13 protein-coding genes, 1 tRNA gene and 1 other annotated feature are annotated in these 16492 nt (G+C 41.5%); of the genes, 2 read left to right on the forward strand and 12 right to left on the reverse strand.

Annotated elements, in window-relative coordinates; all coding sequences use genetic code 11:
• Positions 1–86 precede the first annotated feature (86 nt).
• On the forward strand, positions 87–1691 hold the full coding sequence (pckA, locus tag OCV43_RS10170; RefSeq protein ID WP_262624028.1) for a phosphoenolpyruvate carboxykinase (ATP): 1605 nt from the start codon (positions 87–89) through the stop codon (positions 1689–1691).
• Positions 1692–1764: 73 nt separating this feature from the next.
• Here the strand turns inward: pckA and OCV43_RS10175 are convergent, their stop codons facing one another.
• Both OCV43_RS10175 and OCV43_RS10180 read right to left on the reverse strand, forming a co-directional pair.
• Positions 1765–2520: a tRNA threonylcarbamoyladenosine dehydratase gene (locus tag OCV43_RS10175; RefSeq protein WP_022242242.1), complete on the reverse strand. Its 756-nt coding sequence runs from the start codon at positions 2518–2520 to the stop codon at positions 1765–1767.
• A gap of 149 nt (positions 2521–2669) precedes the next feature.
• The gene (locus OCV43_RS10180) at positions 2670–5441 is read right to left on the reverse strand and encodes a DUF4097 domain-containing protein (RefSeq protein ID WP_262624029.1); all 2772 of its coding nucleotides are present in this window, start codon (positions 5439–5441) and stop codon (positions 2670–2672) included.
• A 201-nt stretch (positions 5442–5642) separates the two neighbouring features.
• On the opposite strand from OCV43_RS10180, the gene OCV43_RS10185 reads away from it, so the two are divergent.
• Positions 5643–6386, forward strand: a complete 744-nt coding sequence (locus tag OCV43_RS10185; protein WP_262624030.1) for a LytR/AlgR family response regulator transcription factor — start codon at positions 5643–5645, stop codon at positions 6384–6386.
• A gap of 269 nt (positions 6387–6655) precedes the next feature.
• On the opposite strand, the gene OCV43_RS10190 is transcribed toward OCV43_RS10185, so the two are convergent.
• The 10 genes from OCV43_RS10190 to ispF form a co-directional block, all read right to left on the reverse strand.
• A tRNA-Thr gene (locus OCV43_RS10190) sits at positions 6656–6728 on the reverse strand.
• A 67-nt stretch (positions 6729–6795) separates the two neighbouring features.
• Positions 6796–8937 (reverse strand): YhgE/Pip domain-containing protein, encoded by a 2142-nt coding sequence (locus OCV43_RS10195; protein ID WP_262624031.1) that lies wholly within the window; start codon positions 8935–8937, stop codon positions 6796–6798.
• 14 nt (positions 8938–8951) lie between these two features.
• On the reverse strand, positions 8952–9344 hold the full coding sequence (locus tag OCV43_RS10200) for a hypothetical protein (protein ID WP_199534332.1): 393 nt from the start codon (positions 9342–9344) through the stop codon (positions 8952–8954).
• 19 nt (positions 9345–9363) lie between these two features.
• Entirely contained in the window at positions 9364–11535 is a 2172-nt protein-coding gene (locus OCV43_RS10205; RefSeq protein WP_262624032.1) for a YhgE/Pip domain-containing protein, read from the reverse strand.
• A 4-nt stretch (positions 11536–11539) separates the two neighbouring features.
• Positions 11540–12136 carry an RNA polymerase sporulation sigma factor SigH gene (gene sigH, locus OCV43_RS10210; protein WP_022242898.1) on the reverse strand — a complete coding sequence of 199 codons (597 nt, stop codon included), beginning with the start codon at positions 12134–12136 and terminating at the stop codon, positions 11540–11542.
• Between the two features lie 12 nt (positions 12137–12148).
• Positions 12149–12898, reverse strand: coding sequence for a 23S rRNA (guanosine(2251)-2'-O)-methyltransferase RlmB (gene rlmB, locus OCV43_RS10215; protein ID WP_262624043.1), 750 nt, complete (start codon positions 12896–12898; stop codon positions 12149–12151).
• A 16-nt stretch (positions 12899–12914) separates the two neighbouring features.
• On the reverse strand, positions 12915–13376 hold the full coding sequence (locus OCV43_RS10220) for a Mini-ribonuclease 3 (protein WP_262624033.1): 462 nt from the start codon (positions 13374–13376) through the stop codon (positions 12915–12917).
• The gene (gene cysS / locus OCV43_RS10225; RefSeq protein WP_022242901.1) at positions 13361–14779 is read right to left on the reverse strand and encodes a cysteine--tRNA ligase; all 1419 of its coding nucleotides are present in this window, start codon (positions 14777–14779) and stop codon (positions 13361–13363) included. Before cysS ends, OCV43_RS10220 begins: the two co-directional genes overlap by 16 nt.
• Before the next feature lie 31 nt (positions 14780–14810).
• Positions 14811–15488: a serine O-acetyltransferase EpsC gene (gene epsC / locus OCV43_RS10230; RefSeq protein ID WP_022242902.1), complete on the reverse strand. Its 678-nt coding sequence runs from the start codon at positions 15486–15488 to the stop codon at positions 14811–14813.
• A 131-nt stretch (positions 15489–15619) separates the two neighbouring features.
• Positions 15620–15838: a binding site (T-box leader), on the reverse strand.
• A 79-nt stretch (positions 15839–15917) separates the two neighbouring features.
• Positions 15918–16457, reverse strand: a complete 540-nt coding sequence (gene ispF / locus OCV43_RS10235) for a 2-C-methyl-D-erythritol 2,4-cyclodiphosphate synthase (protein ID WP_117947785.1) — start codon at positions 16455–16457, stop codon at positions 15918–15920.
• Positions 16458–16492: the final 35 nt, after the last annotated feature.

Here is a 16492-nt window from a genome sequence, read left to right on the forward strand (position 1 = left end):
AGTTTCTCAGTCAAGATATCATAAAAACCTGCTTTTTGCGGGCGATTATCATATTACTATATTTAAAGGAAAGAGGTAAAAACAAAATGGCAGAAATCAATTTAAGCAAGTATGGCATTACTGGAACAACAGAAATTGTCTACAACCCATCCTACGAAACATTATTCGCAGAAGAGACCAAGCCAGAACTGGAAGGCTATGAAAAAGGTCAGGAAAGTGAACTTGGCGCAGTCAATGTTATGACTGGTATTTATACAGGTCGTTCCCCTAAAGACAAATTCATCGTTATGGACAAGAACTCCAAAGACACTGTATGGTGGACATCTGATGAATACAAGAACGACAACCATCCAGCATCTGAGGAAGCATGGAGTGCTGTAAAAGACATCGCTATCAAAGAACTTTCTAACAAAAAACTTTATGTAGTAGATGCTTTCTGTGGTGCTAACAAAGATACCCGTATGGCTATCCGTTTCATCGTAGAAGTAGCTTGGCAGGCACATTTCGTAACAAATATGTTCATCCAGCCTACTGAAGAAGAATTAAAGAACTTTGAGCCGGACTTCATCGTTTACAATGCTTCTAAAGCAAAAGTTGAAAACTACAAAGAATTAGGATTAAACTCTGAGACAGCAGTAATGTTCAACATTACAAGCCGTGAACAGGTTATCGTTAATACATGGTACGGCGGAGAAATGAAAAAAGGTATGTTCTCTATGATGAACTACTTTCTGCCATTAAAGGGCATCGCTTCCATGCACTGCTCTGCTAACACAGATATGAACGGTGAAAACACCGCTATCTTCTTCGGACTTTCCGGAACAGGTAAGACAACCCTTTCAACCGATCCTAAGCGTCTCTTAATCGGTGATGACGAGCATGGTTGGGATGACAACGGCGTATTCAACTTCGAAGGTGGATGCTACGCTAAGGTTATCGACCTTGACAAAGATTCCGAGCCGGATATCTACAATGCAATCAGACGTGACGCTCTTCTTGAGAACGTAACATTAGATGCTAACGGAAAAATCGACTTCGCTGATAAGAGCGTAACAGAAAACACCCGTGTATCTTACCCAATCAACCACATTGAGAACATCGTCCGCCCGATTTCTTCTGCTCCAGCAGCTAAGAATGTTATCTTCCTTTCCGCAGATGCATTCGGAGTACTGCCTCCAGTATCTATCTTAACTCCAGAGCAGACCCAGTACTACTTCCTGTCTGGATTTACAGCAAAACTTGCTGGTACAGAGCGTGGAATCACAGAGCCTACACCTACTTTCTCAGCATGTTTCGGACAGGCTTTCTTAGAGCTGCATCCTACAAAATACGCTGCAGAGCTTGTTAAGAAAATGGAAAAGAGCGGAGCTAAGGCTTACCTCGTAAATACAGGATGGAACGGAACCGGAAAACGTATCTCCATCAAAGATACCCGTGGTATCATCGATGCTATCTTAAGCGGAGCTATCTTAAGTGCTCCTACAAAACAGATTCCATTCTTCAACTTTGAAGTTCCTACCGAGCTTCCAGGTGTTGATTCAGGCATCTTAGATCCTCGTGATACTTACGCAGATGCTTCTGAATGGGAGACAAAAGCATTAGATCTTGCTGACAGATTCATCAAGAACTTTGCTAAATACGAAGGAAACGAAGCTGGTAAAGCTCTTGTTTCTGCTGGTCCTCAGAAATAATTTTCCTGATAAGGAAATCAATAGAAACGGAAAACCGGATGTGATTCCACATCCGGTTTTCTTTATCTGTTTCTTATTTTGCTGCCAGATCCTTTACTACTTCACCTGCGATAATCAGTCCGGCGACAGATGGCACAAATGCCACACTGCCCGGAATATCACGCCGCTCCGTACATTTATGAGCTGCTCCCGGCGGACAGATACAGTTGGTTCTACAGCTGATTGCCATATCTTCGACTGGTCTGGTTGGCTGCTCTTCGGAATAAACTACCTTAAGCTTCTTTACGCCACGTTTCTTTAACTCACGGCGCATTACTTTTGCCAGTGGGCATACCTTTGTCTTATAAATATCTGCCACACGGAACTGACTGGCATCTAACTTATTTCCAGCTCCCATACTGCTGATAATCGGTACATTCATCTCCTGTGCCTTCATAACCAGTGAAATCTTCGCTGTTACCGTATCTACTGCATCTACGATATAATCATACTCTTCAAAAGGAAATTCATCCGCATTTTCCGGCAGGAAAAAGCATTTATGCACTTCTACCCTGGCATCCGGATTAATCTCTAAAATACGGTCTTTCATGACGTCTGTTTTATATTTTCCAACGGTCTTTCTGGTTGCAATAATCTGACGGTTGAGATTCGTCAGACATACCTTGTCATCATCAATCAGATCAAAAGCTCCAACTCCGCTTCTTACCAGTGCTTCGCAGACATATCCACCTACTCCGCCGATTCCGAATACTGCAACCTTTGCATTCTTTAATTTTTCCATTGCTTCTTTTCCAAGCAATAGTTCGGTTCTTGAAAACTGTGTCAGCATCTTCTATCTCCTCTTCTTTGACTACGCTACATTTTACCGCGTCCTTATGTTCTTTGCAACAGAAAAATGCTGCACTCCCATTTCTGAAAGTACAGCATTTTTATTTTTCATCTCATGCCTTTTCTATTTTCGAAATATATCTTTTTTACTTATTTCATGCGGCGTCCTGCATTTAATCTGCCATATGCTCCCGCAGCCACTCCTGCTGCCGCAATCAGTACAAGAAGATACAGGAATATCTGGTTGTCATCTCCGGTTTTAACCTGTGTGCTGCCGGATGCTGTTGCTGTCGGTGTCTGCACCGAAGATACGCCCGGCAATGTTGTACCAACATTACTTCCGGCGATTAATGTAGTTCCATTATTATTTCCGTTTGGTGTGCTTCCATTCGGTGTATTTTCCGGATTATTTTCGCCGCCCGGGTTTGACGGGTTTAAGCTGCTGGAAGAAGGAAGTCCTTTTTCTACTACAACCTGTGTTGCAGGAGACACATAATAATTGCGTGTTTCCTGATAACGTACCAGATAAGTTCCATCGGCAAGTCCGGTCAATTCATTTTCTGTAATTGCAGTATAGGTAGTTCCATCAATACTGTATTCCATTTCCGCATTCACGCCACGAATCTTTCCATCATTTTTGCCATCAATGGTTTCTGCCACTGCGGTAAGTCCTGTCGGTGCTCCACGATGTGCTTTGGTAATGCTGAAGTATTTTGTTACACTGTCTAAAAAGTGGGAACCTCTGATAATTGCTGCAGCTGTATCACCCACTTCAATATTGTCCCCATAAGTAACCGTAAAATCCCTTCCTTCCGTTAACGTCATTCCATCATACGTTACGGTTACAGCCGGCTCTTTTCCTGTGCCATCATAGACAAAGGTAGCCGGGCTTAAAGTAATGTCCGCTTCTGCCAGCTTCTTATTACGAAGCACCAGATTTTTGGCACGATTTCCGGATTCATCCAGTACTGTAATATCAGAATCAACAAAAACTGAATATCCGAAAGGAATTAATTTGTCCAATGCCTGTTCCATTGCTGGTACATTTTTATAGTTTGCCAGACCACTTATCATGTTTTCTACTGTAATTACAGAATCGTCATCCGGTGCTATTGTAATCATTTCTACAAAGAATGAGCAAGGGGATGCCTGTGAACCTACATGAAGTCTACTGCTCTTTAATTCCAGACCACCATTTGCAGTCCAACTTATCTCATGGATATCCGCTTCCACATTTTCTAATGTACATTTATCAGAAAGATTAGTATTTGCATCATTGAGCATTCTCAGATTAATCTTTCCATTGGAAATGCTTAAGTGATTCATGATATTGAATGCATCTAATGTTAAACTCTTCCCATTTAAATCAAGATTTACAGCGTTATATACAGAGGATAAATCAATTGATTCACTGCTGTTCTTATAATCAACGAATAGTTTTACGGTATTGTATTCATTGGCATTATGGAATGCATCGGACAGACTGTTATAATTTGTTACATTTCCGCTGGCATCTACAATAGCAGCCACCGGCTCCTGGTCATCACAAACAACACATTTTCCATTGATACGCTTTGGATGCGTACATCCGCTGGCAGTATATACGGTTCCATCTACGATGGCTCCTTTCTTTGTGCCGTCTACAAGCTGGATTACACCTGTTGCAGGAATCCCGTTCACCATGGAAGTTAATGCTGTTCCTTCCGTATTTCTCTTTACCGTAACCGTTCCACCTGCATTCAGATCGACTGCATTCAAAGTTGAAATCACATATGTGCTGCCTTCCTGTTCTATTGTAATATTCCCATCGGTACTCTCAATACTTCCACCGGCTCCGCCCCAGGTAAGTGATGAATCTGTTGTTCCATTCTGTTTCAGTGTCACATCATTCTTTGCCTTTATATCAAGTTCTGCCTGAAACATCGGTACAGTCGCATTGGTTGAAATGCTTATTGCTCCTGCCAATGCCTGAATCGTCAGCTTACCATCTTGCATGACAGAGTTTGCAGTCTGTTCTATTGTAACATCCCCATTGGTTGAAGTTAAGCTCACCTGTGGATTACTCTTGCTTGTTATTCCCTTCGCTGATTTTAAAGAAATATCTCCTGCAGCTTCAATCGTAAGATTACTGTCAGTCAACACCCCTGTGCTGGTATTTTCCAGTTCCACCTTTCCACCGGTATTTTTCAGGGTAACATTTTCTGCATGGAAAATTGGATAATAATCAGATGCAGAACTTAATGCAAGGTCTCCTTCTGTCTGTGTCAGGTTCAGTGTGGATACTCCACTGTCAATCATACCACATGGTGCGGTTATCGTAACTTTCTTTCCACTTAAATCAACCACTCCACTGCTCAAAGCAATTGGCTCTGAAGACGTTGATGCAGTTTCCAGTGTAATATCACCGGTTGTATCTATCTCAAATCTGCTGCCACCGTTTATTACATTACTATTACTTGTTACCTTGAAATTTCCGGTAAAATCCTTTGTGACAACGGCAGCACCGGTTCCGGCTAACAGAAATGCAGGAGAAGTTCCTTCTACAGTAAAATTTCCTGCTCCGGAAATTGTTAAGTTTCCGCCTGTTACTGTCACCGGATTCGGTCCGGAAGTAGCAATCTCCATATCATTATATACAGTCATGGTTGCCGTATCTTTATCAAAATAAATATAACCACCACTTTCCGGTTCTTCCCCTACTTTATCGACGCCACGAATCGTTGCAGATGGTCCCGGTGTAGAAGGAGGATCCACCGCCTTCACATACCAGCCCGTCTCTAATGTTGTAATTCCTATTTGAACGGATGCCGGCGTATCCTCTGCCTTTACCAGTAGTCCGGCAGCATCTCCCATAAATAAGCCTGTCATCATAGTCAATGCCATCAAAAATGCCAGACATCGTTTTTTTCGGTTTCTTCCCATATTTCCTCTCCTTTTTTATTCTATTTCTTTTGTTCACACAGTTTCTATTTTAAGAAAACGCTTAAAATTTTGCAACCAATTCTTCCAAATTGTGATTTTATCTTCCTGATTGTCGATAAAAAATGATTTTTATTTTCTTTCAATATGATATACTTGTTTCGTATCCGGTGTTTTTTACTTTTTATATACAGGAGAATAATTATGCTGATTTACTTATGCGAAGATTCTGAAAGCGATGCCTTACGGCTGAAACATCATCTGAATACATATGCCACGAAACATCATTGTAATATGGAGATTCTACTTTTTTCTTCGGGCGAAGAGATGATTCAATATTATAAGGAAGAAAAGCGTTATCCGGCTCTGCTGTTTTTAGATATCTATATGAATAGCCAGGACGGTGTGGAAACAGCACGTATCCTTCGCTCACTGGGCTATGAGGGTGGCATTATTTTCACCACTTCTTCTACGGAACATGCCATGGCAAGCTATGAGGTAAATGCTCTTTACTATCTGCAAAAGCCTTACTCACACACAGATTTTCTCAATGCCATGAGCCGCTGCGATACTCTTTTAGAGGAATCCAATGAAGTATTTACCTTTTCTGTCCGTAGGAAGGAATATTCTCTTCCTTACTCAGATATTCTCTTTTTTGAAACCGGGCAGCACAATGTCCTGCTGCACGCTATATCAGAGACTTTTACGATTCCCGGAAACCTGACACAGCTTACCGAAGACTTTGCCTCTGTTGCCTGTTTTCTTCCGGTTGGCCGCAGCTATCTGGTAAACTTAAATCATGTCACCGGAATTCTACAGCACGACCTTATTATGGAAGACCACTCCATTGTGCAGATTCCTTTCCGTAAACGTGACGAGGTAAGCAAGGCCGTTAATAGCTGGTTTGCAAAGCTTGAGAAAGAGCCAACTCATCCCGGCTTATCCTAGGGCCAGATATTTCCCATGTTTCCAATGTACTCCTATTGTGAAAATGTTACAGACTTGTTACAATTCATTTGTACTTAGCTAAGACATGATTTCAAAGAAAATAAGGAGGACGAAACTATGTGTTTTAATTTCAATAGCTGTTCCGAGTTATTTAACACAATCTGCAAATTATTCAGACTCGGATGTTAATATGTTTTATGCGATTTGCATAATCACCAAAAAGGCTGTAACCCTTGAAAATTCAAGGGTTACAGCCTTTTTCCCAGTTAAGCTGGCAACGGGAATCGGACCCGTGACCTCCGCACTACCAATGCGACGCTCTACCGACTGAGCCATGCCAGCAATTCTGTCGGAACTAATCCCGACTTGTAATACTATACTATAGAGAGCTATGATTGTCAATACTTTTCTACAGCATAATGTCAGATTTTTCTTTGCTATGCTCAATCTTCATATTTAACTTCCGGAACGGAATTGCAATTACAAGTCCAATCAGAAGTGAGATTATAATATAGATGCCCAAGATGCCGAGGCATTTCCAATAAGTCATTCCATACATACCACCGATGGTCTCCCGGAGTGCATCCATTCCATAAGGGAATGGGAAGAAACGGTAAATCCGCTGATAGATTGCCGGCAGTACTTCAATTGGGAAGGAACCGCCTGCTCCTGCTACCTGGATAACCATAATGACTACCGCCAAAGCCTCTCCGACATTTTCAAAGGCTACCGTTAATGCGTACATAAATAAGGTAAATACAAAGCTGCAGCATGCGCAGGCAAGCCAGAATAAGAATGGGTTATGGCATTGTATCTTAATATAAAACAAATCTCCCAGTGCAGTAATCAATGCCTGCACCTGTCCAATCAGGAAGAATGTAATATATCTTCCAAAGAATTTCTGGTAAGGTTTTGCATCCGGTATTTTCTCATCCGGAAGTACCTTTACATGAATGATTGCCACCAGAATCAACGCGCCTACCCACAATGCCAGTACCGTATAGAACGGTGACATTGCCGAACCATAATTGGAAATCGGATAAATCTCTTTCGTCTCCATATTGACCGGAGAAGATAAGAAATCTCCTAACAAAGTCGGGTCGGTCTCTAAGATTTTCATCAAAGCCTGATACTGGTCACTGATTTCCAGAGCACTGAGACTTGTAATCACACTGTCAAGTCCGGTCTTCATTTCCTGTGCTGCTGCCAATGAATCACTTAAGCTTTCATTTCCCTTATCGAGGGTTTCACTATAAGCATCCAATACTTCCGATACTTCATCAAAATCTCCATCGACACCATTTAAAATTGCCTGTGTCTGATTCAGTGACCCCTGCATGGACTGAATGGTTGTCTCCAGCTGACCTTTTACCGAATAGTCAAACGTATCTTTTAAAGCTTTTATTTTGGTCTTACAGGAAGTTATTTCGGTAGATATTTCAGTGTTTAAAGTATCCTTTGCAGTATTTAAATCTGTGACATTATTCTGGACACTGTTTAAATCTGCTTCAATTTTATCTAACTGTGCCTCGATTTCTGCAATCTGACCGGAAACACTTTCATCATCCTTCCAGTCTGCCACACTATTTTCAAATAACTGACGGATCAGCGGCATCATATTAATTGCGCTCTGTAGTCCGCCGGAAGATAAATCACCATAGTTATCCAACTGATCTAAGGCATTCTGTATCAGCGTATTGATGTTGTCAAGGCTGTCGGCTGCTGTATTAAGATTTGCTGAAATAACCTCAGCCAAAGCACTGGCATTAAGGCTGCCGGAATTCAAAGCTCCCTGCATGGTATTTACCGTATTTGAACCATCATCTACCATCGTATTCAGATTCGGCAGCATAACCTGTGTCGTATCAATCAGGCTGGATGCCGAATTGGTAATGCTGACAAAAGAATTCAGCAATGCAATATAGCCGTCCAAATCTCCGCTTAAATCATTAAGCTGTGTCAGAAAAAGATTTATCATAGAGCCGGAATCCATTCCATTTTCTACCATGACATCATTTACCTTTAACATGACTTCTGCCAGAGTGCTGACAAAGGTTGCATTTACCTGTTCCTGCACTGCCGTTTTTGCCTTGGATGTAATCTTTGGTGCAATGGCATTTTTCTTCTCATTTTCATAATAAATAATCTGCGGATTCTGTACTTCTCCGTTAAGGAAGCTTATCATTTTCTCGGAGAAATCCTCCGGAATAATCAGTGCCGCATAATATTCACTGCTGTATACACCGTCGGTTGCTTCATCCATGGTATCAGTAAACTGCCAGCCCATAGTCTGATTGGCTTTCAGGGCATCAATGACGCTGTCTCCGATATTTAAAGACAGACCTCCCATGTCAATTTCCTCATCTGCGGAATATACTGCTATCTTAAGATTTGATGTAGATTCCGGTCCATACGGGTCCCAGTTGGACAATATATTAAACCATGCGTACAGTGACGGAATAATAGAAAGACCTATTACAATAACCACTGCTACCACATTGGTGCTGACTCTCTTAAAATCCCGGTAAAAGATTCTAAAAATATTTTTCATGTGTTATCCCTCTGCTACTCCTTTGTGCTATCCGTTAAAAGTTCCTGCTCTGCCGTCTGAAGTACGGTACGAATCCGTTCTTCTACCTGGGCAATTCCATCGCCAATCAGTGCATCTCTCTCCTGTTGCTCCCGGTTAGAAATCTCATTTAATTTTTCCTGTAATTTATAGTCCGAATATTCTACGAAAATTAAATATCCTGCCAGAATAAACAGCGATACAATCCACAGAATCAAAAATACAATTTTTGAGCTTTCTGTCCAGAATAACAATGCCAGGAAAATCAGTGGAATAATGATAAGGCACCGCAATCCGATGCGGATACGTTTCTGGTTCTTCTTATGAATCTCCTGCTCATAGCCTAAAAGCATGTCATAAAGCTTTTCATAATCTTCTTTCTTTTCCATCTGCTCTTCACCTGCTCTCTTACATCATCTTCGTATCTTTCATTCGCTTTTCTACGAAATGATTGATACCCATAAATGGTACGCGAATCAGCAGTCCGATTAACAATGCCGCTGCTGCGAAAATCAGAAGCTCTGCCAGATTCTTCTCATAGGCTCCGCCATACATGCCGCCAATGGTTTCACGCATGGCATTAATAGCATATGGAAATGGGAAGAAAATATATACCCGCCGGTAAAATTCCGGCAATATCTCAATCGGATATGTTCCACCGGAACCTGCAATCTGGATAACAACCATTACAACCACCAGTGCTTTTCCGATATCTCCAAAGGAGAGTGTCAGCGCATAGATTAAAAGGATAAAGGTAAAGCTCGTCAGCGACGCCGCAAACCAGAACAATACCGGATTCTTCACCTGGCAATGCAACAGATAAATATTGCCCAGTACAATAATCAATGCCTGTATCTGTCCCATCACAAAGAAAATGAGATATCTTCCAAGGAAAAGCTGATAACGCTTCGGATTGGTCAAATCCTTTTCGGATGCCTTTACTTTAATCAGGGAAACCAGTACAATACCGCCTACCCAGAGTGCCAGTGTCGTATAAAATGGTGCTACCGCAGAACCATAGTTTTTAATCTCATAAACCTGCTTTGTCTCCACTTTTACCGGCTGTGCAAAGAATCTACCATAGGATTCCGGATCGCCGCCCAAAAGTTCCATGATAATCTGCATCTGTTCATCTTCCGATGCTTCATCCAGCTTGCTGATTGCCTCTTCTATCTTTGTATCACAGGTCTGCAGCAATGTCTGAATCTGTGTAAAGCTTTCATCTGTAGCATCTACCATATCTAAGGTTCCATCGAAAATGGTTTCCATGTCACCTAATGTATTATTCAGATTATTCAAAAGATTGGTTACATTGACCAGTATCTGGGATGCCGTATCCAATATTCCGGATACTCCAGGCACCAGATTATTGGTGTATACATTCTTCATATTTTCAATGGTCTTGCTGCAGGTAGACAATGCTGTATTCATTCCGCCTGTCACAGTATCTACCGCATCTTTTACTGCATCTGATGCATTGTCCGGCATCAGTGTCTCTAAAAGCTTCTGCATTTCTTCTGCATCCTGCTTCAACGCATCAATCTGTGACATCACATCATCCATATCCGTTTTCTGCTCGTCCGTAAAGCTCTCATCTGTCTTGAGTCCACTGATTGCTCCATAAAGCAACTGCAACTGGTCATTTAAAGTCTTGATATCATTCGTTGTTGTCTCAATACTTTCAGTTGTCTTCTTGGCAGAATCTCCCAGTCCGGCATTGGTAATATCCGTTGAAATCTTATTCAAAGAATTCTCAATATCCGTTAAGGTTGTCTCCACATTCTTGGAAAAATCTGAAAGTGTAGTATCCGTACTGTCTAATTGTGTCTTTGTTCCATTCAGGGAATTTACAGCTGAATCAATTTTATCTTCCACCTTTGACACACTGGAATTGGCTTCATCAATCCCTGCGCTCAGTTCTTCATTTCCGGACAGGAAGCTGTCTATCATGGCATCATAGTCCTTTAAATTCTGGCTGAGCTGCTCTAATTTCTGGCGGAATCCATCCACACCGCCATCTTCACTTATTTTCTCAGAAAGATTATCCATCTGGGCAAACATGGCACTTGCCGCTGTCTCAAGAAATGTCTCATTGATACTGGACTTTAATGTGCTCACTGCAGTATCGGTAATTTTCGTTGCAATGGCATTTTTCTTCTCATTCTCATAATATGTAATGGTCGGATTCTCCAGTCCTTTAGAAAAGATGCTGAACATGCTCTCGGAAAAGCGGTCACCAATAACTACTGCCGCATAATATTTTCCACTTTCTACTCCGTTGATTGCTTCATCAGAGCTGTCTACAAACTGCCAGCCTATGGACTTATTCTCCTTCAACTGGTCAATCACCTGAGCACCCATGTTGACGGTTGTGCCATCCTCTAATTTCATTCCTTCATCTTCAGATGCCACTGCAATATAGATATTTCCGGTGTTGGCATAAGGATCCTCGTTGGAATAAATATTAAACCATGCATACAAAGATGGAATAAAACACAATCCGATTGCAATGACCAGTGCGAAAAAATTCCTGCAAAGTCCTCTTACGTCCCTACGAAAAATGTGAATGATATTTTTCATGCTGTTACTTCCCTTTCAACTTCTTCTTTAAACGCTGCAACGCATTATCCACAGCCTTCGGCTCTTTTCCCATAGCTTCTGCAATCTGCTCATAGCGAAAGCCCTGCAGATAATACGACAACACTTCCTGTTCCATTTTGCTTAAAGTTTCATTTACTTTCCGCTTGAAATCTTCCCGGTCTTCCTGACTGATAAATAAATTCTCCGGATTCGCCTCATCTATAGTCTCTAACACATCCGCCAGATTCCTGCCTTCCGAATCCTCACTATCTGCATAAAGTGGTACATACGAATTGAGCGGTGCATGCTTTTTCCGATTGGAAGCCTCCACCGCTGTATACATCTGCCTTGCAATACAAAGGTCTGCGAAATGAAAAAAGCTGCTGTCTTTATCCGGCTGATAATCCCGGACAGCTTTAAACAGACCAATCATTCCCTCCTGAATCAAATCGTCCGTCTCACCACCAATGAGATAAAGTGCTTTTGCTTTTTTCTTAACCAGACTCTTGTATTTGTCCATCAGATAATCTGTAATTTCTTTTTCACCACTACGAAGTGCTGCAATTAATTCCTCATCACTCATATTCTGATAAGATTGCATCTCTCTCTCCTGTTAACTTAATCTCTGTCTTACAATTTCATAAGCTAAAACACCTGTTGCTACCGATGCATTTAAGGAGTCAATATCTCCCTTCATTGGAATCGATGCCACAAAGTCACAGTTTTCTTTTACTAATTTGCTGACACCTTCTCCTTCATTTCCGATAACCAGTCCGATAGAACCTTTTAAATCCAGATCATACATGGTTGTGCCACCCATATCTGCACAGACAAACCACATGCCCTGCTCCTTTAATTCCCGGATGGTATTGGTAAGATTGGTTACCTTTGCTACCGGTGTATAATAAATGGCTCCTGCAGAAGCCTTTGCTACGGTAGCGGTCAGTCCCACTGCACGGCGCTTTGGAATAATGACGCCATGGGCACCTGCCAGATTGGCAGTACGGATAATTGCGCCCAAATTGTGCGGATCTTCAATATTATCCAGCAAAATGACAAATGGTGCTTCATTTTTCTTTCTGGCATTTTCTAAAATATCTTCTACCGTTGCATAAGAAAATGCTGCTGCCATGGCAATGACACCCTGATGCTTCTTCGTCTCTGACAACTGCTCTAAACGCTCTTTTGCCACAAACTGTACCAGCGTATCATGCTTTTTCGCTTCTCTTAAAATGGTCTGAATGGGACCGTCTTTACAGCCATCTAATACAAACAGCTTGTCTATGGTTTTTCCGGAACGAAATGCTTCTAAAACTGCATTTCTTCCTTCTATCTTCGTGCTTTCCGCCTGTTTGTTTTCCATCTGCATTTCTTCCATTCTACTTTCCTCCTGCCAGATCATTCTTTCCGGTCTTCACATTATAGTGTCTGATTGCTTCTTTCGACAATTCCAAAATCCGCTCAAACTGATCCGTCAGATATAAATAGCCCATCAATGCTTCAAAGCCGGTGGCACGGCGATAATCTGACATAGTTGCGTTTTTTGCCATGGTCGGAGACTTGGCATTTCTGCCTCTGCGGTAAATTTCCGTTTCGTCTTCCGTAAGCATCGGAGTCAGTGTCTCCATCATCGTTGCCTGCGCATGTGCTTTCACCAGATGGCTGGTGGTCTGATGCAGACGGGATGCCTTGGTATTGCCTTTTCCAACTACAATGCTTCTTATGACAAGGTCATAAATGCCATCTCCTATGTAGGCAAGTGCCAAAGGGGAGTAGGTTGCTACATCCACCTTTGGCAGGTCAAAATATTCTTTGATATGGGAATCTATGCCTTTTTCCATTTTACACCCTCTCTGGTATCCTCTAAGACAATTCCTTTTTCCAAAAGTTCATTCCGAATTGCGTCTGCTTTGGCAAAATCTTTTTCCTTCTTTGCAGCCTTACGCTCTTCGATTTTTTCTAATACATATGCTTCTAAATCTGCATCGATTTCATCGGCAGGATTTGCTACTTCTCCCGCTGCTAAATCAAGAGATAATACATAATCAAAATCTTTTACCAGTGCAAGCTTGGTTGCATCGGTCATATCGGCTTTCAATACTTCATATACTACAGTCAGTGCCATGGAAGTATTTAAATCATCCTCTAATGCCTGCAGGAATTTCTCTTTGTATGCATCAAATTTATCCTGCTCTACTTCTGTAGACGCATCCAGTTTTGCAATGGTCTTACGAAGCTTTACATAGGAATTTTCCATATTATCCATTACTTCATAAGAGAATTCCAATGGCTTTCTGTAATGGGACTGCAGACAGAACATACGATATACCAGCGGCAGATAACCTTTTTCTTCCAATAAGGAAACGGTCAGGAAATCTCCCTTGGATTTACTCATTTTTCCTGATTTATCATTCAGATGATGCACATGGAACCAGTAATTACACCATTTGTGTCCAAGATATGCTTCACTCTGTGCAATCTCATTGGTATGATGTGGGAAAATATTATCCACACCACCACAGTGAATATCCATATATTCGCCTAAATGCTTCATGCTGATGCAGGAGCACTCGATATGCCAGCCCGGATAACCAACGCCCCATGGACTATCCCATTTCAGTTCCTGGTTATCGAATTTGGACTTGGTAAACCACAATACAAAATCACTCTTGTTGCGCTTATTTTCATCCTCAGATACGTCATCACGGACACCTACCATCAGCTCTTTTTCGCTCTGGCTGGAGAATACATAATAATCATCTAATTTTGATGTATCAAAATATACATTTTCTCCGGCAATATATGCATAGCCTTTCTCTAAAAGTACCTCTATCATATGAATAAATTCCGGGATACAATTGGTTGCCGGCTCTACCACATCCGGACGTTTGATATTTAATTTGGAGCAATCGGAAAAGAATGCATCGGTATAATACTTTGCAATCTCCATAACGGTCTTGTGCTCACGCTTTGCGCCCTTTAACATTTTATCCTCACCGGTATCTGCATCACTGGAAAGATGTCCTACGTCTGTTATGTTCATGACACGCTTTACATCATAACCTGCATAGCGAAGTGTTTTCTCTAATACATCTTCCATAATATAGCTGCGCAGATTTCCGATATGTGCAAAATGATATACGGTTGGTCCGCAGGTATACATTTTCACTTTTCCATCTTCGTTTGGCACAAAGGTCTCTACTTTTCTTGTAAGGGTATTAAAAATCTTTACGTTGTTCTCCATGTTATCCTCCATCGTTCCTGGAATTACTTATTTAATTCTTTTCTACTTCCTGCTTTAATGCTTTTATCTCTTTTTCCATATCAATGATACGGTTGCATAATTCTGAATTTTCCCGCTGCAATACATTGATGTCTTCCTGTACCGGGTCCGGCAGATTGCACTGATCCATATCGCTGCGTGGAATTTTTACATTGTTACGTTTTACGATTCGTCCCGGAACTCCTACTACGGTACAATTTGGCGGCACCTCTTCAATTACCACACTTCCGGCACCGATTTTCGAATTCTCTCCTACCGTAAAGGAGCCGATGATTTTCGCTCCGGCACTTACCATTACATTATCCTCTAAGGTCGGATGACGTTTTCCGGTTTCCTTACCGGTTCCGCCCAGGGTTACACCCTGATATAAGGTTACATTATCTCCGATAATTGATGTCTCTCCGATGATAACGCCGGTACCATGGTCGATAAAGAATCCTTTTCCAATTACTGCGCCCGGATGTATCTCAATTCCGGTTTTTCTTGCTGCTTTCTGTGAAATATATCTTGCCCGGAAGAAATGTCCCTTCAGGTAATGCTTATGTGCACGCCTATAACTAAGCATAACACGAAATGACGGATAAAGCAAAACCTCCATTGGAGATTTTAATGCCGGATCACGCTCCTTGATAATCTCAAATTCCTCTTTTAATTCTTTTATAAAACCCATGATTACAGCCTCCTGTTCACTGTATAGATTCTTTCCTTTATGCATGCATGCCTGTAATTTTTCTCGCGGAGCGATTTTTTACTTTACAGGAAAGCAATTTCCTATAAAGTAAAAAATCGTCTCTATATAAATATAGAGACGAAGTTATTCCGCGGTTCCACTCTAAGTAAAGCATTGCTGCTTTCCCTCAATACACGTAACGTGTGCTATTCGTTCCTGGATACTTGCTTTCACCGGGACTGCTTCCGGATGCACTTCATATACTTTGGAATCAAGACTGCTTTCAGCCGATGACAGTCTCTCTCTTTTATTCACGCATGTATACTACTCTTTCCGTTCACTGCATTTATCAATTCATTTCTGAATCATTTTTAAATTCTTTTTACGCTACTAGTTTATGCACGAATTGCCATTTTGTCAATAGAAAAGTTATTTTCCGCATCCCGGGCAGCCTGCACAATTTCGTTCACTGCCTCCCACTGCTATGCTGTTTTCATAGATACTTGAGATAGCACAGATTGCCTGGGAGCTGATTCCATCTTCGCTTCCGGTAAAGCCAAGCCCTTCCTCTGTGGTTGCCTTTACATTTACCTGACTGACGTCTATCTTCAATGCCTGTGCAATATTTTCTTCCATCTTCTCAATGTGTGGACGCATCTTTGGCTTCTGGGCAATAATCGTAGCATCGATATTATCAATGACATAATTCTCTTTCTCTAAAAGCTGTCCCACTTCTTCCAATAATTTTATACTGGAAATCCCCTCATATGCCTGGTCTGTATCCGGAAAATGCTTTCCGATATCTCCTAAAGCCGCTGCCCCCAGCAACGCATCCATGATGGCATGTAACAATACATCTGCATCCGAATGTCCCAGCAAGCCAAGACTGTGCGGTATCTCCACTCCGCCTATGATTAATTTTCTTCCTTCTACTAATTTATGAACATCATATCCCATTCCTACTCGCATGTGATTACCTGCTTTCTTTTTTTCTTTTCAACTTT

This window comes from Roseburia amylophila (assembly GCF_025567465.1).
GTDB classification, from domain to species: domain Bacteria; phylum Bacillota; class Clostridia; order Lachnospirales; family Lachnospiraceae; genus Roseburia_C; species Roseburia_C amylophila.

What these genes read in the sequence shown, in the direction of transcription:
- pckA (WP_262624028.1), top strand. Translation starts at nt 87, where the DNA reads ATGGCAGAAATCAATTTAAGCAAGTATGGCATTACTGGAACAACAGAA.
- OCV43_RS10175 (WP_022242242.1), bottom strand. Translation starts at nt 2,520, where the DNA reads ATGCTGACACAGTTTTCAAGAACCGAACTATTGCTTGGAAAAGAAGCA.
- OCV43_RS10180 (WP_262624029.1), bottom strand. Translation starts at nt 5,441, where the DNA reads ATGGGAAGAAACCGAAAAAAACGATGTCTGGCATTTTTGATGGCATTG.
- OCV43_RS10185 (WP_262624030.1), top strand. Translation starts at nt 5,643, where the DNA reads ATGCTGATTTACTTATGCGAAGATTCTGAAAGCGATGCCTTACGGCTG.
- OCV43_RS10195 (WP_262624031.1), bottom strand. Translation starts at nt 8,937, where the DNA reads ATGAAAAATATTTTTAGAATCTTTTACCGGGATTTTAAGAGAGTCAGC.
- OCV43_RS10200 (WP_199534332.1), bottom strand. Translation starts at nt 9,344, where the DNA reads ATGGAAAAGAAAGAAGATTATGAAAAGCTTTATGACATGCTTTTAGGC.
- OCV43_RS10205 (WP_262624032.1), bottom strand. Translation starts at nt 11,535, where the DNA reads ATGAAAAATATCATTCACATTTTTCGTAGGGACGTAAGAGGACTTTGC.
- sigH (WP_022242898.1), bottom strand. Translation starts at nt 12,136, where the DNA reads ATGCAATCTTATCAGAATATGAGTGATGAGGAATTAATTGCAGCACTT.
- rlmB (WP_262624043.1), bottom strand. Translation starts at nt 12,898, where the DNA reads ATGGAAAACAAACAGGCGGAAAGCACGAAGATAGAAGGAAGAAATGCA.
- OCV43_RS10220 (WP_262624033.1), bottom strand. Translation starts at nt 13,376, where the DNA reads ATGGAAAAAGGCATAGATTCCCATATCAAAGAATATTTTGACCTGCCA.
- cysS (WP_022242901.1), bottom strand. Translation starts at nt 14,779, where the DNA reads ATGGAGAACAACGTAAAGATTTTTAATACCCTTACAAGAAAAGTAGAG.
- epsC (WP_022242902.1), bottom strand. Translation starts at nt 15,488, where the DNA reads ATGGGTTTTATAAAAGAATTAAAAGAGGAATTTGAGATTATCAAGGAG.
- ispF (WP_117947785.1), bottom strand. Translation starts at nt 16,457, where the DNA reads ATGCGAGTAGGAATGGGATATGATGTTCATAAATTAGTAGAAGGAAGA.